This is a genomic window from Luteibacter sp. (genome assembly GCF_036500425.1).
Classification (GTDB): domain Bacteria; phylum Pseudomonadota; class Gammaproteobacteria; order Xanthomonadales; family Rhodanobacteraceae; genus Luteibacter.
Genome location: NZ_DASYCB010000048.1, coordinates 77624 through 96766, shown reverse-complemented (window position 1 = coordinate 96766; position 19143 = coordinate 77624). Strand labels below are relative to the sequence as shown.

17 protein-coding genes are annotated in these 19143 nt (G+C 61.2%); 14 read left to right on the top strand and 3 right to left on the bottom strand.

The features are described 5' to 3' along the window. Positions 1–75 precede the first annotated feature (75 nt). From VGN46_RS11590 to VGN46_RS11565, 7 genes are all read left to right on the top strand, one after another. A complete protein-coding gene (locus tag VGN46_RS11590; RefSeq protein ID WP_331643842.1) occupies positions 76–810 on the top strand; it encodes a hypothetical protein in 735 nt (244 codons plus the stop codon). Continuing rightward, positions 800–1336, top strand: coding sequence for a hypothetical protein (locus VGN46_RS11585; RefSeq protein WP_331643841.1), 537 nt, complete (start codon positions 800–802; stop codon positions 1334–1336). The genes VGN46_RS11590 and VGN46_RS11585 overlap by 11 nt, the downstream gene beginning before the upstream one ends. A gap of 630 nt (positions 1337–1966) precedes the next feature. Beyond that, positions 1967–3076: a hypothetical protein gene (locus VGN46_RS11580; protein ID WP_331643840.1), complete on the top strand. Its 1110-nt coding sequence runs from the start codon at positions 1967–1969 to the stop codon at positions 3074–3076. 130 nt (positions 3077–3206) lie between these two features. Beyond that, positions 3207–3863: a hypothetical protein gene (locus VGN46_RS11575; RefSeq protein WP_331643839.1), complete on the top strand. Its 657-nt coding sequence runs from the start codon at positions 3207–3209 to the stop codon at positions 3861–3863. 51 nt (positions 3864–3914) lie between these two features. Further along, positions 3915–4376, top strand: a complete 462-nt coding sequence (locus tag VGN46_RS11570; RefSeq protein WP_331643837.1) for a YccF domain-containing protein — start codon at positions 3915–3917, stop codon at positions 4374–4376. Positions 4377–4574: 198 nt separating this feature from the next. Further along, the gene (locus VGN46_RS20350; protein WP_414675252.1) at positions 4575–4901 is read left to right on the top strand and encodes a helix-turn-helix domain-containing protein; all 327 of its coding nucleotides are present in this window, start codon (positions 4575–4577) and stop codon (positions 4899–4901) included. After that, complete coding sequence (locus tag VGN46_RS11565) at positions 4901–6181, top strand: HipA domain-containing protein (RefSeq protein WP_331643836.1); 1281 nt, start codon at positions 4901–4903, stop codon at positions 6179–6181. The genes VGN46_RS20350 and VGN46_RS11565 overlap by 1 nt, the downstream gene beginning before the upstream one ends. Before the next feature lie 125 nt (positions 6182–6306). Here the strand turns inward: VGN46_RS11565 and VGN46_RS11560 are convergent, their stop codons facing one another. Then, positions 6307–8097 (bottom strand): peptide-N4-asparagine amidase, encoded by a 1791-nt coding sequence (locus VGN46_RS11560; RefSeq protein WP_331643834.1) that lies wholly within the window; start codon positions 8095–8097, stop codon positions 6307–6309. A 212-nt stretch (positions 8098–8309) separates the two neighbouring features. On the opposite strand from VGN46_RS11560, the gene VGN46_RS11555 reads away from it, so the two are divergent. The 6 genes from VGN46_RS11555 to VGN46_RS11530 all read left to right on the top strand — a co-directional run bounded on the left by VGN46_RS11555 (position 8310) and on the right by VGN46_RS11530 (position 13906). After that, complete coding sequence (locus VGN46_RS11555; protein ID WP_331643904.1) at positions 8310–9371, top strand: hypothetical protein; 1062 nt, start codon at positions 8310–8312, stop codon at positions 9369–9371. Positions 9372–9496: 125 nt separating this feature from the next. Continuing rightward, positions 9497–9862, top strand: a complete 366-nt coding sequence (locus VGN46_RS11550) for a BlaI/MecI/CopY family transcriptional regulator (RefSeq protein WP_331643833.1) — start codon at positions 9497–9499, stop codon at positions 9860–9862. Next, positions 9859–10965, top strand: a complete 1107-nt coding sequence (locus VGN46_RS11545; RefSeq protein WP_331643832.1) for a M56 family metallopeptidase — start codon at positions 9859–9861, stop codon at positions 10963–10965. The genes VGN46_RS11550 and VGN46_RS11545 overlap by 4 nt, the downstream gene beginning before the upstream one ends. Positions 10966–11038: 73 nt before the next feature. After that, positions 11039–11803, top strand: coding sequence for a TlpA disulfide reductase family protein (locus tag VGN46_RS11540; RefSeq protein ID WP_331643831.1), 765 nt, complete (start codon positions 11039–11041; stop codon positions 11801–11803). Positions 11804–11861: 58 nt separating this feature from the next. Continuing rightward, a complete protein-coding gene (locus tag VGN46_RS11535; protein WP_331643830.1) occupies positions 11862–12554 on the top strand; it encodes an alpha/beta hydrolase in 693 nt (230 codons plus the stop codon). A 182-nt stretch (positions 12555–12736) separates the two neighbouring features. Next, a complete protein-coding gene (locus VGN46_RS11530; protein WP_331643829.1) occupies positions 12737–13906 on the top strand; it encodes a lactonase family protein in 1170 nt (389 codons plus the stop codon). Between the two features lie 358 nt (positions 13907–14264). On the opposite strand, the gene VGN46_RS11525 is transcribed toward VGN46_RS11530, so the two are convergent. Next, a complete protein-coding gene (locus VGN46_RS11525; protein ID WP_331643828.1) occupies positions 14265–14531 on the bottom strand; it encodes a hypothetical protein in 267 nt (88 codons plus the stop codon). 529 nt (positions 14532–15060) lie between these two features. Here VGN46_RS11525 and alkB point away from each other — a divergent pair. Further along, positions 15061–15747, top strand: a complete 687-nt coding sequence (gene alkB, locus VGN46_RS11520; protein WP_331643827.1) for a DNA oxidative demethylase AlkB — start codon at positions 15061–15063, stop codon at positions 15745–15747. Positions 15748–15811: 64 nt separating this feature from the next. Here alkB and VGN46_RS11515 read toward each other — a convergent pair whose 3' ends face one another. Next, positions 15812–19066 (bottom strand): protease pro-enzyme activation domain-containing protein, encoded by a 3255-nt coding sequence (locus VGN46_RS11515; RefSeq protein WP_331643826.1) that lies wholly within the window; start codon positions 19064–19066, stop codon positions 15812–15814. Between the last annotated feature and the right edge of the window lie 77 nt (positions 19067–19143).

The following is a 19143-nucleotide window of genomic DNA, read 5'->3' as shown; positions in this document are numbered from 1 at the left end:
CGCGGTCCTGATGCCGACGTGCTTTCCCGACTCCCGTAAACTACTTTCGGAGTGTTGGCTGCTTGGGGGAAGCAAATGGAATTCGAGCGTGCTCGAGACATACTGCAAAGGGCGGAGCGGCTGGTGGCGCGTGAGCGGCCGCCCTCGCGGCCCGAGAGTCGCTGGACCCTCTTTGTTGACACCCTCTTTGGTGGGCCGGGGCTGGTTGGTGCCGGTGTGCGTATTTTGGGCCGGCGACTGGGGCTGACGCTTCTCGTCGCCGCCGTGATGTTTACCTACTTTTGCGTAATGGACCACGCCCGGTGGGCGCAGTCGTTCCTGCCTGCCATCTGTTTCGCGGCTGCGGTCGTCTACTTTGGGTTGCCCAGTCGCACGGTATCCGCCGGCGTGACAGCGCAGAACATCGACAAATTGGCCGACGCGATGGTGCAATCGGTTCAGTCCGCAGATGAACTGGAGCGCTTGGGTGCCGGCTTGGCCATTTTTCGCACCCAGAAGTTAGACCGACTTTCTCGGTTTAGCGTGCTTGCCGGCATTGGCTGGGCCGTCTTGTTTTGGTATGTCACTTCCCACGTCCTAGCGCCGGGACTGGCAACCGCCGTGGTGGGCACGGGGGTGCTCTACACCGGCATGGCGGCCATTGTGTTCCTTATCGTTCTGGGCCTCGCGTCAGCTCATGCGACGGCGGTGCGTGCGGTGCATCAGACCGTCGAATTCGCTCTACTAGAAGCAAAGCGTCTCCAGGCGTCGGTCGTCCGAGCGCTGCCAACAGGCCCAGCCGACGCTGTCGAGTCATTTCTTGCCCTATAACGAGGTTTGCACTGTGCACCCCACCCCTGACGCGGTGACGCCCGCCGACCCGCTGCTAGAAACCTATAACTGGATTGAAGCGCAGGGGCTTGAGAATTTACGATTCCACCTGGCGGCCACCGACGACCTAAAAAAAGAGTCCATCACGACGTTCAATGTCCTTTTGGCTCTCGCGGGTGCGCTCGTTGCCTACGCGGTGAAGTCGCTTACCAAAGATGGCTGGAACAGCCTAAACACGCCCGCGCTGGTGTCAGGTATTTACCTGGCCGCGCTTTGCGCTTTGGTCGTCTGGAAGTGCCTTCTCATAGGCACCGTGCCTGCTCCAACCAACTCGCCGAAAAACCTTCTCACCTACATTGACTACCCACTAGCGGTGGCCAAATCGCTCGAACTCCTTAATGTCGACGAGCGAATCGACCAGGCCATGAAGCGGAATAACGGTCTGGCTGGATGGATTAATGGAATTCGCCTGGCGGCCTTGGGCGCATTTTTACTGGCTGCCATCACGCATTTCTTGGGAGCCTAGGCGCGTCTTTTCGCACCGGCTGCGGCTGAGGTGCGCGCTGGGGTGCTGGAGTGGGGGTGTGTGGTCGTGCCGGCGTCGAAGGTTGCGAGGGCGTGGCGGCCTGCAATGCGCGTGGACGGCGGCGGCGAACCCCTTCGGGTTGTGGTGCCCGAACCGGAATCTTTCTTTCCCGCTCATCCGCCACCGGCATGGGTGGTGTTTTCGGTTCCTTGGTCATGCTCGCATCCTGCCGTCGAGATGGGACGATTGTGTGGTCGAGTAGGCGGCTCTGACAAGCCGTCAGGTGCCAGCTGACCGAATCCCGGCCCTTGGCGTCGTGGACGCTCCCGGCCTGTTCTGCTACGTTTTGTCGGGTATCGTTTTAGGTATCGCCGTTTCAAGGCGGCCGAACCCAGGGAAATAGCCTGGCGCCGGGCGCTCACGCGGGCCAGAAGTGGACTCGATTCGATTCCCTTCACCCGCTCCAGCCCAGGCCCTGCCGCAAAGCGGCCCCCGTTGCGCTACGACGCACGATGCCAACAGCCCCCATTGCCGCGCTTTTTGGTTCCCCTCGTCTTGCCGGCACCGTCGATTATGGCAAATTATGGCATCTTCCATAATTATGGAGGTCACCATAAACAGGCATAATTCGTGGCCATCACGTTCGATCTTCCCTATTTCCCACGTGACGGGTTGCTCCAGGAGGTCCTACGGGTCTTCGAGAGCGGCTTGAAGCAGGGCGTGACCCTTTTCGCGCCCAGGCGGCAAGGCAAAACCTCATTCGTGAAGCATGAGCTGCTCCCGGCAGCCCATGAGTTCGGCTGGCGAACCTTCTACGTGGATCTGTGGAAACGTCGCGGTGACCCGGAGTTGGGTCTGGTCGAAGCCCTGGAAGCGTTCGTTGAACAACGTCAGGGTGGCCTGCGACGCAAGCTCCGTCTCAAGGAGGTCAAGGGCAAGGCGAAGGCACCGGGTGTCGGGGTGGAGGCGATTCTGGAGCCGACCGCTCGGCGACCCGACGACAGCCTTGAGAACCGTCTCGACGCGGCACTGTCAGCGTTGGTCAAAGACGGAGTAACCCTGCTCGTGCTCGATGAAGTGCAGGCCCTGGCTGGCGCCAGACGGGAAGACTTCGTCGCCGCTTTGCGTACCGCGCTCCAAAAGTTCCAGGGCAAGCTCCTAGTCTTCTACACCGGTTCGTCTCGCGAGCAGTTGAATGCCATGTTTCGCAAGCAGAAGGCTCCGCTCTTCGCTTCGGCCATGCCCGTGCAGCTGCCCGAGCTGCACGACGATTTTGTTGACGACCGGCTTGCTTTTCTCGCGCAGCGTTCCGCAGTCGCGGTATCGAAGACTGACTTCTTGCAGGCGTTCGATGACCTTGGCCGCACGCCAGAATTCTTCAATGAGCTGGTCCTGCACCTGATCATCGCGGGCGATGGAAACGTAAGCAAAGCACTGGAGGCATGGCAAAGCGCTCACCGCGAAGCCGGCGCGGGCGCCGTGCTGGACGAACTTCGTCCGATCGAATTGGCCGTCATGCACTTGCTGGCGATGCGCGACCATCCCAGTGTGTACAGCGCCGATGGCGTTGCCTTCGTCGAGCAATGGACCAGCGATGCGGGAAAGGTCACGCCAGCCAGGATTCAGACGGTCATCAACAAATTGATGAAGCTCGATCTTGTGGCTCCGACGGGGAAGGTGGCCGGCGACTACGAGATCGAAGACCGCGCCATCCTGATTCAGCTGCGGAAGGCCCAGTAAGCACCGCGTAACCGGCTTTATATCAAGATGCGAGATCCGCCGCCCCTGTGACCAATGGCCCGTGCCCGGCCGTTCGCCCCGGCGTAGCTTGCCCATACCGGCAAGGGGCCGTGCAGCCAAGGATCGACTTATGAAGCATCGAGCGCTTCTCATACTGCTGGCTCTTGTGCCGACAGGCCAGGTGCTGGCGGGCGACGCTTTACTGGACGAGGCGCTTGCGAGACCCGGGCAGCCCAAGGGGGCGGTCAGCGGGTTCATCGTCAACACGAACACCATGATCGGCGGCGCCCAGCCTGAGATCGAGCGCGAAACGTTCGATCTTACGAAAAAGCCGGACGAAGCCTACGGCTCCTACGATCAGCTGAAAGACGTGATCGGCCCGGACGCCAAGCGGGTGGCCACGAACGATGGCCGCATGCTTTATCGCTTCAGGACGCATCGGGTACCTGATGGCAAGGCGACGCCGAAGGGCGTGAAGATCGACAAGGATGATGACATCGAGTTCGACGGCACCGCCGAGATCGTTCGTGATGCGCAGCAGCGGCCCTACGTCAGCCAGATCCAGTTGCATATGCGCAGCGCAACGGGGCCATTAATAGGGCGCCTGAAGACGATGGACCTGGCGTTCGGGTACGCGCCTTCCGCCGATGGCACCGTCGTAGATGCGGTAAACGCCTGGGCCGACGTCAAGGTCCGTGCCCTGTTCTTTATCCACAGAGAGTTCACCCTGGACTCGCGGTGGTCGCCGACCGCCGTTGCCGTCGTGAACGCTCACGTCGCAGAATGAATCGCTTTTCACGGGCTATAACGTGCCCGCTACGATGACAAGGAATGCATGATGAGAACGCTGTTTAACCTGCTGTGGTTTGTGCTGGGCGGCCTGGTCATGGGCATCGGCTGGTGGCTGGCAGGCCTGCTGGCCATGATCACCATCGTCGGCATCCCGTGGGCTCGGGCCTGCTTCGTGATCGGTCAGTTCGCCTTCTTTCCGTTCGGCAAGGAAGCCATCAGTCGCGCGGAGGTTTACGGCCGGCATGACATCGGCACAAGCGGCCTGGGCTTCATCGGCAACGTGATCTGGTTTCTGTTCGCCGGCCTCTGGCTCGCGATCGGCCACGTCATGTCGGCTATCGCCTGCTTTGTGACCATCATCGGTATCCCGTTCGGCATCCAGCATCTGAAACTTGCCGGGATCGCGCTCGCACCGATCGGCAAGACGATCGTAAGCGTGGAGATGGCCGACGCATCGCGCCGCTATAACGCGCAGGCAGCAGTCTCGCGCATGCGTGGTGGCTTCTGACGGATGTCCCGGGGTGACGAGTTGGATCGTCTGTAGCGCCAAGCGTCTGCGGGAATGATTTTTACCAGAAATGGTAAATTAATCCATTTAATATACCTAAAATGGTAAGCATGGTCGTTATGGCCATGCGGCGATCCTTGGAAGGGATGAAATACACCATATTTGATATTTTATCTGCCATAAGATACCATTTATGGTATGAAATCCGCTAGCGAATCCATCATCAGCGCTCGTGGGGCTCGCCTCGCCAAGAGCTGGGGACGTCTGATTCGTGGAGCTCGCCAAGCGCGTGGGTTCACGCGGGCGGAGCTCGCCGAACGCGCGCGCGTTGGCGTTCAAACCCTTGTGCGAATGGAAGCTGGGCAATCGGGCACGGCACTGGGCATGTGGATCAACGTGTTCGAAGTGCTCGGGATGCTTCCCCCTCTCGAGTCCATCACCGACCCCATTACCGAACTAGCCGGGCGCGCAGCGCTCGGTCAACGTGTTCGTCGCTCAAAGCCAAGCGAAGATCTGGACTTCTGATGCCCACGCAGACCCGCTACGTCACGATAGCCTTACCTGGCGAAGTCCAGGCCGTGCCCGCGGGTCTGCTTGAAATGGATGAGATCGGCGCGGAAACGCAGCGATCGACCTTTTCGTACGGCAAACTTTACGTGCAGCGCGCGAACGCGCTTCCTGTTGACCCTTTGAGTCTCCCTTTGACGGGGGAGCGAATGATAGGCCTTGTCCCAACAGGTGGTCTGACTTTGTTTGGCGCGTTACGTGACGCGGCTCCCGACTTTTGGGGGCGGCGGGTTATCGAGAACAAGCTCCGGGCCGCTCCAGGCACTCTTCCTGAGTCGACGTTCCTTGATCATGCGGGGCCCAATCGGATCGGCGCGCTTAACGTGCAGAGGGAGCGCGAAGGCGTTCCCCACGTCGGAAATTTGCCGAAAGAAGTCGACCTCGAGTACTTGCTGGATGCGGCGGGCCGGGTGGAAGACGGCCTGCCCGTGCCTGCACAGATGGAGTACTTCTTTGCCGGCGCCCCCTCATTGGGTGGCGCGCGCCCTAAAGCGTTGGTGGAAGACAGCGGCCGTCAATGGATAGCCAAGTTCCCCGCTCGGGGCGACACGATGGACATGTCGTGGATTGAGTACGGGACGCTGAAATTGGCAGAACGGGCCGGCCTTCGCGTACCTCCGCTTCGGTTGGTCACCCTTCCGGGCCAGCGAAACGTGATGATGATCCAGCGTTTCGATCGCCTCTCTGAGGCAGAAGCGTTCGCCAAGATCCACATGGTCAGCGCGTTGACCATGCTGGGTATTCACGAGAGCGAATCGCATCAAGCTCATTACGCAGACATCGCGCGAGTGATCGAACAATACGGCGCGGTGGGTGCTGTAAAAGCAGATCGGATGGAGCTTTTCAAGCGGATGGTCTTCAATATCCTCGTATCCAATGACGATGACCATTTGCGCAATCATGCGTTCATTTATAGCAGCCAGGATGGTGGCTGGCGCTTGAGCCCCCTGTATGACGTTGTTCCGCGCAACTCCAGTGCTTACGAGCGCTATCTGCATCTGAGCATCGGGCCATCGGGGCGCCTATCCACATTGGAAAACGCTTTGAATGGCTGTGGTCAATTTGGGCTTGATCGACATGAAGCAGCGCTAGCGATCAGCGAGGTCGCAGCGATCACCCGAGGGTGGATGGGACACTTCGAGGAGTTCAATGTCCCGGGCAAGCAGATTGACGCGATCAGGAGCGCATTCAGACGACCGTCTGACATCGGGATGGCCGCGGTTGAGAAATCACTCTAATGGTGGATTTTCCAGGTATTTGTCTATAAGTACCTAGAGAATGCAACATCGCGCACACATGGTGGCTTAGGAGCAATGTCCCCGGGACGCGAACGCCCCGGGGGCCATTCGAAACGCTAAAGCTGTTAGAACGCGCCCGGATCCTCCGTCCGCGATGTATCCGGCGACCCATCCGGGTGCGTAAACCACAGCAACCGATTCCGCCCACCCGAGCAGCCACCGCCATCAGTAGCGGAAGTCAGCGTACCGGTGGTCGTCACCACATCGCGCCCATAGCAGCTGCCCAGGTTATCGCTGAAGCGGAAGGTCTGTGTGCTCGCCTGGCCTGAGTGGCCCGTCACCGCATTGTCTGTAAAGGCCAGCGTGTCGGCAGTGGAAATGTGGTTATCCACATCGCTGCGGTACAACGTTAGCGCCCCCAGCTTCTTCGTGAAATGCCGCGAGAACCCCTGCGTGACCTGACTCGGTGAAGAGGTGATGTTGCCGTCCGCATCAAACGCATAGGCAAACTTCGCTGTTAACGGGAAGTCATACGTCACCGTGTTGGTCGTGCCGATGTTCAGCGGCCCCTGGCGCGTCTTCGTCGTGCTGTTGACCGTGGCGCGCTGGTCGATGTCCTGCACGTATTGCGTGGGGTCGATGGTGAAGTTCTGCGTGTTGGCGAACGCCACCGTCTGCGATACGTCCGTGGTGATCCGGCCATGCGATGTATCGACGTAGCCCGAAGTGCGGAACGTACGCGACGCGTTCGTCGTCACGCCGCCGATCACGACGCCATTCGTGTCCGTCACCGTGTTCCCAATGGTGGCCGTCGGCGCCTGGCCTTGCAGCGTGTTCGCCGTCAGGGCGCCCGTGAGCTTCTTGCGCCCATGGTCCTGGTAAACGAACAGGTTGCCGGTAACGGCGAAGTACCCATGCGCCCCCGTGACGGACACGGTAACCGTATGCGGCGCCCCATCATTGAGCAGCGCAGCGAATGGCGTCAGGTCGACACGGTAGGGCAGGAAGTTAAGTGTCTGCACGCCCGGTGTCGGTCGCCACATGTAGGGATCGATACCACCCGTGAAGATCCACGGATACACAGGCGCCACGCCAGCCGCCTGGCCGTCGATCGACACCTGCGTTTCCCGGTACGAGCCACCACCGCAACTCTGCAGCTGGTCGGCGAATTCATCCGGCACACACGAATACCAGAACTCGTCGCCACTCTGGCCCTGCGCGAAGACATCGAGGTAAGCCCGCTCGACATTCGTCGGAAGGGTAAACGTGCGCGAAAGCGTATCGGTCCCTGTGTTGAGTGTGACGGGACCGCCGGCGGTGCCATCGGAGAGCGGGAATACCGCATCCGGCGCATCGACCTTCGGTGCGAGCACATTGGCGGGATAGAAGACCAGGCGCGCCGAGCCACTGATGACGCCTGTATAAGTGCTATCCACGACATTGCCGAGGATTGCCTGGCCGGTCTGCGGGTTGGCGAGCATGCTGGCGAAGTCGCTGACATCGCGCTCGATATGCCAGCTCGGCGCGACGGTCGACGACGGCTCCTGCGTGGTGCCGAAGTAAAGGTTGGCGCCGCCAAGCCAGAGCGATGCCGTGCGATCGAACTGCCGCCCAGCGGTCACCGAGAAGTCCGCCTCGAGCACCACCTTCGACCACGCACGTCCGCAACCCGTGGGCGGCGCGTAGGTGTACGGGTGATTCGAGAAGTCGACGAACTGGAAAGCGTTGAACAACGGAACGACACACGAGCGGCCCGCAGGCCGCGGCACAACGGGGTCCGCCACGGCGACGTTGGGAGAGCCCGGCGTAAAGCCCGGTGCGGTGGCCGCCGCGGCGGCTACGGTTACGAACGACGGAAGAACGAGTGCAGTCATCATCCGCAAGAACTTGCGGCCCATCCCAAGCGTGACAGCCATAGCCACCCCCTCACGATGCATGATCCCCCTGCGTCGAGGAACGTATCACACGATGCGCTCGACATAAGCCATAACGGCACGATTCATGGTGAAAGATAAAACTGTGAACCCCTTGGTTAACCGCAAGAACATGCGCTGCTATATCCACTGACGGGGCTGGGGGAACGAGTTCGTTCATTCAATCTTGAAGGAAGGGCAGACACATGGCTTCATTGAAGAAGTACGGGCAGAAGTACCTGGTGGGTGCATGCATGCTTGCGGTGGTCGCCAGTTCGGCACCACTGGCATCCGCCGTCGCTGCAGAACAATCGTTCAACATCGCCGCCGCCGCGCAGGCGCAGGCGATGGCTTCATGGCATGAGACACTCAAGCAACAGGCGCCATCCATTGAAGGCTGCTTTACCGCCTCGTACCCGAGTGCGGCTTGGCGGGCCGAGCGCTGCGAAGCGCCGCCTTCCTTCGTCTCGGTGCCACCGGAAACCAATGGCAATGGCCTGACCACGACCGCGCGCAGCGAGAGTGTGTTTACGGTTGGTAACGGCAACGATTTCGCCGCGCGTACGACCAACCTGACCCGCTCAGCGGTAGGTACATTCCCCACCGTCACTGGCGTGACGACGGGTACGGCCGATTATTCGCTGCAGATCAACACCAACATCGGCAGCAACCCCACCACCTGCACGCAGTTCGGCTATTCCTCGTGCCAGACGTGGGAGCAGTTCATCTACTCCACGGATAGCGACGGCGACTCCAGCAATGGCCGCACTCCGGTCGCATTCATCCAGGACTGGTTCTTCGCGGGAAGTCAGTCCCAGTACAATGCCGTGGGTTGCCCCTCGGGCTGGTTTGACTATCCCGACCAGCTAGCTTGCTACCGCAATAGCAATGCGGTGAGTGTGCCGCTGGTGGCTGTCTCCAATATCGGCACCATTCGGCTCACCGGCTCGGCCACCTCGGGTGGCGTCGACACGGTGACCTTCTCGGTCAACGGAACGGCGCATAGCGTGAGCCAGACCGCCACGACCTTGAACATCAACCGCATCTGGAAGCAGTCGGAGTTCAATATCTTCGGTAACGGTAGCGACAACCCGGTGGTCTCGTTCAACCACGGCTCGCACGTCACCGTGAACCTGGCCGTGAACGACGGCAGCACCAATGCCCCGACCTGCCTCGGTAATGCCGGGACAACCTTCGAGCAGAACAACCTGAGCCTGGGCACGTGCACCGCGACGGGTGGTACGACGCCGCATATCAGCTTCGTCGAGAGCAACTAAACCCGTGATTGGCCAGGTGCGGCTTAGGCCGCACCTGCGCCATGGCAGTGACCGCGAGCAAGGCAGGCGGGTCGCGCTACAACTGTAGTACCATCCGTCCAGCCCCTCGGTTCTGGACCCTACCCGTGTTATCCGAAAGCGAAATGGAAGTGTTGAAGGCTCTGTGGGAGCGCGCTCCCCAGAGTGCGCGTGAACTGCACGATGTCCTGGCACCCCGTACCCAGTGGGCAGTATCGACGACCCGCACCGTGCTCGAACGGATGCGTTCGAAAGAGCTGGTTCGGCGAGAGGAGGTTCATGGCCTCGCTGTGTATTCGCCCGTGCGCGGAAAGGTCGAGGTACTTGGCGAATCGTTTGAACACTTGTTTCGCAATGTGCTGGAGGTCTCCGGTAGCTTGCCGGTTTCCGCGTTGACCGGCAGCGCCTTGCTCAATGCGGATGAGTTGGGTCAGTTGGAGCGGCTGCTCAGTCGTCGTAAGCCGAAGTCATGAGCGCCATCACGATCATTACCTCAGGTCTGGCTGCGATATCCATCGGCGCCGTCGTAGTGATCGCACTGTCGCGGGTCGAAGGTCGTTGGCCAGCGACGTGGCGTCACCGGATGGGCTCCGCGGCGTTCTGGGGCGTGGCAATCCTACCCCTCGCTCTTCCGTTCGCACCCGTCATTCATGGTGGGGACGATCTCGCGTGGTCTGCCAGCGTTGCCCATGTCTTGCCCATGGCCTTACCGGCCCAGCATTGGCTGACCCAGGTCGCATGGGGCATCGTCGCGTTGATGCTCTTGTCGGCTTCGACGAGTGGTGCCCGGCTGATCGTGAAGCTCCGATTGGCACTAGGCATGGCCGCCGCACTGCGCGCGGCCCATACAGAGGGGGCGTCTGTCGTCGTAGCAGACGTGCCCGGGACCATGCTCCTTGGTTATCGCCGGCCACTGGTCGTTCTTTCCCGCAGCGCATCTGCCGCTTCGCCTACGGTGCGATACGCCATCGAACGCCACGAGCGGGCTCATGCGGTGCGACATGATAACTGGCGCTTGCTGGCCGAGAACCTGGTCATGGCGGCGCTCCCCTGGTGTCGGCCATTGCGCAGGGTGCACGACATCATCCTCGGCGCGCGCGAAGAGCTTTGCGATGCATTTGCCTTGCAAGGCGCCGATGATGCCACGCGAATTGAATACGCCCGGGCTCTCATGACCACGCTGCGGCGAACGAGCCCTGCCGCGCACGGCGTATCGACGATGACCGGCTCATTGGCAGGCGTGCGGCGCCGAATGCTCGCGATCCTCCAGGACACGGCGGACGACCAGGGCACGATGAAACAAAGGCGCGCCTCTGCCTACGTCGCTATGGCGTCACTTCTGGCGTTTGCGCTGCTGATGCCAGCGTTGGGTTCGAGCGTGGAGACGATCGCCGGGCTTCGCGGTGAGTCGCTGCGGTTTACGCCTTTGGCGGGTGGTCCGGGCAACACTTACCGGATATCAGCCTTAGGGGGGACCACGGCCGCAGGCAGGCTTGAGCCGGGCGACTACCACGTCGTCTTTGCACGTAACGCAGCAGGGAAATGGGTTGTGACCACAAGGCCGGCGACCCGCTAGCGCTGGCTGGACTTGAATCCGCAACGCTACACATGTAGCGTATGAGCTACGTATGTGGCTCTGAGGGTTCATCATGTTTGCAGTGGGTCTTCTGTGGATGAGTGCAGCGCTGGCATCTCCGGCCGTGGCCGGGATCGAAACACATAGCGCCAGTGAAGTCGCATTCCTCAAGCAGGTGGCTATTCCGCCCGAATACAGCGTGGCCTTCGAAAGTCAGACTGGGCGCGTCATCCCATTCGCTCAGTTCCAGGCGGAGATGGCCTTGCGCCCATTCAATATCATCAAAGGTACGGTTCATCATCGGGCGACTCTGAAACTCGAAAGTGATGAAGCCATTGCGCGGAGCAAGCAGGCCGCGCGGCGAGCGAGCGCGCTCCCTATTCAAGGCCAACCTTTTCCCGCATTCCACGCGTCAACCATCGACGGCAAACCCATTTCGCTCGCCGGCCTTCGTGGCAAGCCGTTCGTCGTCAACTTCTTCTTTGCGCTATGCGCCCCGTGCATCGCTGAGACGCCCGTGCTCTCCCAGTTTCATGCGGCCCATCCGCGCATACCGGTTGTGGCATTCACATTTGACGATGCAAAGACCGCTCGTGAATTCGCACGCGCTCAACACTTCAACTGGCCTGTCGTTGCCGATCAGGACGCACTGGCGAAAGACGCCAGGGTCGACGTATATCCCACGCTGATGCTCGTGAACGCTGAAGGCGTTGTGACAAAGGCGGCACATTCCGATTCGCTCAGAACGAATGCTGGGCCTTTAAGTCTTGCTGACCTGGAGCGTTGGGCTTCCCCGGACTCGAGCCTCACCTCGGACGCAGCCGGGCAGCGTCGATAGCAAGTTAATAGGCAGCACCACATATAGCGAGTAAACCCACCAGCGTGAGGAGATGACGATGTCTACGAAGAAGCCAACGATTGTGTTTTGCCACGGTATCTGGGCCGATGGTTCCTGCTTCAGCAAGGTCATTCCGGCGCTGCAGGCGGATGGGCACGAGGTCATTGCGGCCCAGTATGGTCTCGACAGCTTCGAGGAAGATGTCGCCACCGTTAAGCGCACTCTCAATCGTGTAGGGAGCCCGGTCATCCTGGTGGGGCACTCGTACGGTGGCGCAACCATCACCGCGGCGGGCACGGATGACCGGGTCGTCGGCCTCGTCTATATCGCTGCGGTCGCCCCGGATGTCGGTGAGACCGTGCAGGATCAACTCAACAAGTATCCATCGGATATATTTTCACGCGTTGAAGTCGCGGACGGCCGAGCCTGGATGCTCCCTAACGGCGTTGAGTTCTTTGCGGGAGACCTGCCGGAAGCTGAGCAAAAGCTCGTATGGGCCACACACTATGCGCCCGTGGCTGATCTGTTCCTGCAGCAGAAGCTCAAGGACGTCGCGTGGAAGTCGAAGCCCACGTGGTATGTCCTCGCGAAGAAGGATCACACCGTCAATCCCGATCTGCAGCGTTGGGTTTCAGAACGCATGAACGCCGTCGTGACCGAGGTCGACAGTAGCCACGTGCCGATGCTGTCGAAGCCGGAGATTGTCATCGACGTCATTCGCAAGGCCGTGGCGACGATTCAGAACAGCTAGTGACATCCCCTGCAGGCGAGGGGCGGTCGATCGGCCGCCTCTTTCCTTTCGCAGGAATTTACGATGGTGATCCCATTCACATGAGCGGAACGAGACGTTCGGTGGCGGGCATGCCGTTGTAACCAGGAACGAAGTGCAAACGAACCCTCTTAGAGCCCCTTGGCTCGTCACGGAGATGTTCCATGCACGCAAAGCGTCTTATTCCCCTGAGTGCCCTCGTTGCCCTGGTTGCGGCAGGCTCCGCTCACGCGCAAACCGACTTCTCGTTCCCATGGCATCACAGCAGTAACCTCGTATTCGTTATGTCCAACGACATCCACGACAACAAAGTCGCGGTGCTTCGGCGTAACTTCTTTGGTGGCCTGGATAAAGTAGGCACTGCATCGACCGGCGGCAAAGGCGTCGGCGTGGGCACCACCGCGCCGCCACCCGATCCGTTGGGCTCGCAGAATGCCCTGGCAGTGAGCAACGACGGGCGCCTTCTCTTTGCCACCAATGCCGGCAGCAATGAAGTGTCGGTCTTCGCGATCCTGGGTAGCCGTCTCCAACTCGTGGATGTGGTCCCGTCAGGCGGTACCTATCCGGTCAGCGTCGCGCAGCGCGGCAATCGGCTGTATGTGCTCAACAGCGCCGGAACCTCCACGGTCACGGCCTTTGAGATCGCCCCGATCGGTCGGCTGGTCGCGCTGCCGCACGAGACGCGGGTACTCGGTACCAACGCGCCGCTGGTGGGTAACCAGCCGAACGTTGGCATGACCCCGGCACAGGTGCAGCTGACGCCCGATGGCCGCTGGCTTGCCGTCTCGGTCAAGGATGCTTCCGCTAAGGGCTGGTTCGAGCTGTTCGCCATCAATCGTCAGGGCCATCTCGCCAACGACCCGATGGTCTCACCATCCAACGATCCGCAACCGTTCGGCTTCGACTTCGATGGGACGGGTCACCTGGTGACCAGTCAGGCCGCCGGCTCCGCCGCCAGCAGTTACGCGGTTGCATCCGATGGTTCACTCAAGGCGATCTCAGCCGACGTGGCCAACGGCCAGAAAGCAGCATGCTGGCTCACCGTGGCTGGCGGTTACGCCTACACGGCCAACGCAGGCACCGGAACCGTGAGTGCCTATCGCATCGGCCGGGATGGCAGGTTGTCCCTGGAACAGGCGGTGGCCGGCAAGCTCGAAGCAGGTGCGGCACCCACCGACATCAAGGCATCGGACGACGGCGCTTTCGTCTACGTCGGCAACTCACTCGGCGGCAACGTCGATACCTTCCTGGCACTTCCAGGTGGCCATCTGCTGAAGATCGGCCAGACCTCCGTGTTTGCAGGTGCGAGCGGCATGCAGGGGCTGGCACTCTGAGTGATGAAGCGGTCGTGCTCGGCGCATTGCGGCGAGCACGACCCTACGAAGAATATGGCTACCAGAAAGATGCCGCCGAAAATGTCACGGTCTATGTGAGTCCCCCCCCTCAGGATGGTTGGGAGGATAGCGCGAAGAGATGCTGGTGTGACCTGTGAACGAATGCATCGTGATTTGGTGGTTTGTCATCTGGTGTCGCGTTTGTATACTGATCCCCGGACTACGCAGACAGCAGAAAATTTGTCGGTGGAGCTGCGCAGACCCCTCGAGGAGTCACATGAAGGGAAATCGTTAGCGATGGGCTGTTCTCTTTGGTGAGGAAGCTGGCTAACGAGGCCGTCCTTCCTGCGTAGTCTGATTACAACGAGCGAAGCTCGTTATGGCACCACGCCGCATGCGCCTGCCCAATTCGCTGCAACCCCGCCTGCGTCATCGACGCAATAGCGTCTAAAGACAGCGACATCTGCTTGCAGTCGACACGGTCGGCTTCGTGGATAAGATCGGCGAGTGTCGCCGTCACACCTCGTGCGTACTGCAGCCATTCAATCGCTTCATTGAGCAATGCCTGAGCGGACGGCTCGTCATCCGGTGACTGAAAGTGCTCGCTCGCGTTCATATCGTTCATCACGTGCTTCCTGAAAAAACGCCGCACACGCGTTCTAACGTGGCACGACAGGCAAACAGCACCTGCCATGCCACGGACCATAGGATCGCGGGTTCACCGGCGTGTCCGTGACCGGACGCCGGGCGGCTTGATTGATGAAGTGGATGCGGCGATGACCGTCCGTGAGGTGCACCAGGCGTTGCCGCCTGCCTCATTCGATCAAGAATTACCTCAAAACGTCACCACGTCGCGGTTCTTCAACCGTGCCTGCGGATTATGCAGGCGGCCCGTTGGCCGGGGAGGTGTCGCCGGGGGGATCCGGCGGGCGGGTGCGTGCCGTATGATCAGGGGTAGCCACTAGTTGACTCCAGTACAGTTGATTGTGGTTAGCGGGTCAGGGGTGCTGATACACCTCTGGCTCGCGACTCTCACCGCCAAAGGCGGTGGTTGCTCGCGGAGTGCTGAGGGCGTCAGCGCGAGCAACGTGACGACCGTAGCAAAAGCGTTGCGGGTTGTCTGTAGGTGTGGCGAACATCAAGAACGCCACGTGATGCCCGATCTCTTTCTTCTGGTCTTCCTCACTATGAATGCAGGTTTGTTCGACGAGCACATTGGCTGGTCGGAAGAGCGAATCGAACTGGCCGAAGGCGCCGCGGTCTTGCGCGGATTCGCATTGCCGCTTGCCGCGGAACTCGTGACGCACATCGAAGCGATCAGTGCGCAGTCGCCGTTTCGTCACTTGATGACCCCGGGCGGCCAACGGATGTCGGTCGCGATGACCAACTGCGGGGGGCTCGGCTGGACCAGTGGCACCGGTGGCTATCGCTACACCACCGTCGATCCGCTCACGGGGCAGCCGTGGCCCGCTATGCCGCCCATGTTCCTCGATCTCGCCGCACGCGCCGCGGCGGCTGCCGGATTCCCTGGCTTCGTCCCGGACGCCTGCCTGGTCAATCGCTACGAGCCCGGCTCGCGGCTTACGATGCACCAGGATCGCAACGAGCGCAGCGACCAACAGCCGATCGTGTCGGTATCACTGGGTGTGCCCGCGCGTTTTCGCTTCGGTGGCCAGGGCCGTGATGTGCCACCCAAAGAAGTGCCGCTATTCCACGGCGATGTCGTGGTCTGGGGTGGTCCATCGCGCATGAACTACCACGGCATTCTTCCGTTGAAGGAAGCAAGTCACCCGCTGACCGGCAACCTGCGCTACAACCTCACGTTCCGAACGGCGCGCTGAGCTCAAATGAAAGAAGGCGAACGGTTACCCGTCCGCCTTCTTCCATATCGAATGACCCGACGTTTTAGTGCGCGACCACTGAAGCCACCTGCGCGGTCGAAGCCGCCGGTGCCGCAGCATTCACCACACCCTGCAGCCGGTTGAACTGCACCGTGAAGCCTTTCGGCACCACGTAAGCCGTACCCGCGCCATCCGCGACCTGCTGCGAGACGAACGCGTCACCGGTGCCCTGCCACAGCGTGGCCTTGCCCTTGGCATTGGTCCAGAGCAGGTCAGCCAGGCCATCACCATCGAAGTCTTCGATGGTGGCGACGCTGTAACCGGACGGTGCATCCATCGTGTTCTGGCTGGCGATGCTTGTGCCATCCATGTCCCACCAGCGCAGCTTGCCCGTGGCGCTGTTGAACCACACGAGATCGGTCCGCCCGCTACCGGCGACTTCACCGGCACCGACAAGATCGAAGCCAGACGGCGCGAGGTCTGCACCGTTGCTCTTGGCAAACCCACCCTGGCCGTTATTGATCCAGTACTGGATTGCACGCTTCGGCCCGACCCAGACGATGTCCAGGATGCCATCGCCATTGAGGTCAGCGAGGTACGGGGTAAAGCCCGCCGGTGTGGCCACGGAATTACCCACAGCCTGCTCGCAGTCGACCTGATCAAGCCGGCCGAAGGTGATCGTGCCGCTGCAGTTGATCGACCAGAACGCCAGCTTGTTCGTCTTGCTGTTGATCCAGACTTCCTGTGATTTGCCCGAGCCATCGACCACGCCCGCGCCGACCATGCTCCAGCCCGCCGCATACGGGAAACGGAAGTTGAGCCAGCCATAGCTGTAAATGGCGAGGTTAAGCGTGTTGTTGGTCGCGTTATCACTTTCGATCACGTTCTGGCCAACGAGCTTCCCGCCGAAGATGTCGAAGGGAATGGCCTTGACCTGATCGCCGGGCTGCAAGCCATCAAGAATCTGCTCACCTGCGACGACCGGCGTCCACGTGTCGCTGTCGAGCACGGTGCTGCCATTCATGTGTACGAGGGTCGTCACGCCGGTCTTCGTCCCGACCAGCAGAAGTGTGCTCTTGCCATCGAGGATCGAGTTCAGGCCGACGCCGGGATTGCCGCTGTCATTGAAGCCGGCGAGATCCCACGTGCGTGGAATCACCGCGCCACGGGTTTCCTTCGCGGCGAAGGCATGAGCGAGGTTGGTGACATCGACCGAGCCCAGGCCGGTCGCATAGTCGTAGCCCTTATTGGCCTTCCAGGCGGTGACCAGCGAAGCACGGCCACCGTCACTCACCACACCGTACTGCTGCCCCTTCTTGACGAAGCAATCGCCGGTGCCGGCGTAGCAGGGCACATCGATATCGCCCACGGCAACATCGTGGAACACGCACGTAGTGTCCTTGGCCTTGCAACCCGCGGCCGGCGTCGCGCCCGTGCCGTACTGGACGCGCGCGAGACCCCAGAGCGTCGGCGCGACATTGCCAAGCCGATCCGCGCTGGCCTGGTTCACCAGGGCCTGCACGCCTGCCATCGCCGGTGCGGCGAACGACGTGCCGCCCGCGCTGTTGAAGATCGAATCGGTCGGGTCCAGGTAGTTGCACGGCGTGCCGCCCTGGTCCGCATCGGACATGCAGTAGATCAGCGCATGGCCGTAGAGGCCGTTAGCGGCAAACAGCGAAACGTCGGGCGTGGCACGGGTGGCATTCTGGTCCAGCCCGGCGAGACCTTGCTGCCAGGTGGGTTGGCTCCACAGGTAGCTTGGGCCACCGCTGCCGCCCGCGGTATTGAGGAAGTCCTGTCCCTTGGCCGAGTTGCATGCAGTGTTCGGGTTGTTGAAACCGAGCACGGTATCGAGCTTGGCGCTGGCGCAGGAATCGTTCCAGGTCTGCTCGGGGATGTAGCTGATGGCGCTGGCACCCAGTTCACCATTACCTGCCAGCCAGTACTTGCTCGTCTTGTTGAAGTCGTCGAAATCCGTGCCGCCGACCGCGACGTTATACGGCGTGCTGCTCAGTCCGTTGACCGCGATACCGAACGTGGCCGCCGACTCGTTCTGGTCGCAACCCGCGACGCCTGCATCACCCGTCGAGACGAACACCGTGGTGCCTTCAGCGGCGGCGGTGGACCAGAGCACGGTGACGACATCGCTATCGCCCACCGCCGCACTGACCAGCTCGCACTCGCCGTAGCTCAGGCTCAGGATTTGCGGGGGTGCTGCCTGTTCCAGGATGTTCTGTGCTGCGAGGAACGGACCGAAGTCGGCGCCGGTGTCCTGGCATGAGGCAAGGGTCACGTCGGCATCGGGTGCGGCAGCGCCAGCCCATTCGGCATCGAGCGCCGCTTCGCCTTCATCGCCATTCGTGCCCGGATCCGCACAGCCGGCCGATCCCGTCGGGTGGATCTGGCTGAAGATGCCCTTCGAATCTTTCGGGAGGAAGGTGTTACGGAAAGTAGCGACGTCGGCATCGAGCACGTCGGTGCGCTCAAGCACGGTCACGTTCTGGCCGGCACCGCGTACCGCGGTGGCCTGGTTCCACAACGGGCCGACGTTGTAGATGGTGTTGAAATCAGCCGGCACGACATCGAACTGCACCTGGCCCTGAAAGACGAAGTTGAAATCGCTTGACGGGGTACCCGCCGCCACCCAACCGCCCTTCGCATTGCGTCGGACGGGTTGCGCGTTCTTCACCTGCGGTTTCGGGAAAAAGTCGGTCAGGGAGGCGACGCCGCGCACGACAGCCGCGAGGTCGGTCGGCAGCTTCTGTTCGGTGGCATTGGCGAAGTGCGCTTTGCCATCGGCGCGGTAGTGGCGCATCGAGGTACCGAACGCCTGCTGTACCGCGCCCACGGAGCCGGAGAAGCGAATGAGCATGCCATCGGCGGAGACGCTCTTCACGCCGAGTCCCTGGCTACCGAGCCATTGCTTCACCGCGGCGATGTCCTGCTGGTTCGGGCCGTATAGCTGGCCGACCTGGCGCGCGCTGAGCCACTTGTGAAAGTTAGGCGAGGCCGGGTTATCCAGCGAGGCGAGATAAGCGTCGAAATGCTTCTGCTGATCCGCGCTACGCTTCAGGACCAGGGTCATCGAGGGGATGACCTCGGTGGTCGCCATCGGGCCATTATCGGTACTGGTGGCCACCCTGGCCGACACGCTGCCTTGCAACGTGGTCATCGCCCGGGGATTGATCGCTTTGGTGAGTAGCGGCGTGGTGGTCGTGCTGCCTGCGGTGTCGGTTGCGGCCTGCGCCGTACACGCGGCACCGGCGGCGATGAGCACGGCAGTGCCCACTCGCCAGGGACGAGAAATGATGACTGACATAGTACCCCCGAAGGAAAAGAGTCCAGACTGGCCCGTAATTCCTCGCGCCCAGCTCGTAACAAGCTGCCCCTCGGCAC

What these genes read in the sequence shown, in the direction of transcription:
- VGN46_RS11560 (WP_331643834.1), bottom strand. Translation starts at nt 8,097, where the DNA reads ATGGCTGTCACGCTTGGGATGGGCCGCAAGTTCTTGCGGATGATGACT.
- VGN46_RS11540 (WP_331643831.1), top strand. Translation starts at nt 11,039, where the DNA reads ATGTTTGCAGTGGGTCTTCTGTGGATGAGTGCAGCGCTGGCATCTCCG.
- VGN46_RS11545 (WP_331643832.1), top strand. Translation starts at nt 9,859, where the DNA reads ATGAGCGCCATCACGATCATTACCTCAGGTCTGGCTGCGATATCCATC.
- VGN46_RS11590 (WP_331643842.1), top strand. Translation starts at nt 76, where the DNA reads ATGGAATTCGAGCGTGCTCGAGACATACTGCAAAGGGCGGAGCGGCTG.
- VGN46_RS11530 (WP_331643829.1), top strand. Translation starts at nt 12,737, where the DNA reads ATGCACGCAAAGCGTCTTATTCCCCTGAGTGCCCTCGTTGCCCTGGTT.
- VGN46_RS20350 (WP_414675252.1), top strand. Translation starts at nt 4,575, where the DNA reads ATGAAATCCGCTAGCGAATCCATCATCAGCGCTCGTGGGGCTCGCCTC.
- VGN46_RS11565 (WP_331643836.1), top strand. Translation starts at nt 4,901, where the DNA reads ATGCCCACGCAGACCCGCTACGTCACGATAGCCTTACCTGGCGAAGTC.
- VGN46_RS11570 (WP_331643837.1), top strand. Translation starts at nt 3,915, where the DNA reads ATGAGAACGCTGTTTAACCTGCTGTGGTTTGTGCTGGGCGGCCTGGTC.
- alkB (WP_331643827.1), top strand. Translation starts at nt 15,061, where the DNA reads ATGCCCGATCTCTTTCTTCTGGTCTTCCTCACTATGAATGCAGGTTTG.
- VGN46_RS11515 (WP_331643826.1), bottom strand. Translation starts at nt 19,066, where the DNA reads ATGTCAGTCATCATTTCTCGTCCCTGGCGAGTGGGCACTGCCGTGCTC.
- VGN46_RS11525 (WP_331643828.1), bottom strand. Translation starts at nt 14,531, where the DNA reads ATGAACGATATGAACGCGAGCGAGCACTTTCAGTCACCGGATGACGAG.
- VGN46_RS11575 (WP_331643839.1), top strand. Translation starts at nt 3,207, where the DNA reads ATGAAGCATCGAGCGCTTCTCATACTGCTGGCTCTTGTGCCGACAGGC.
- VGN46_RS11535 (WP_331643830.1), top strand. Translation starts at nt 11,862, where the DNA reads ATGTCTACGAAGAAGCCAACGATTGTGTTTTGCCACGGTATCTGGGCC.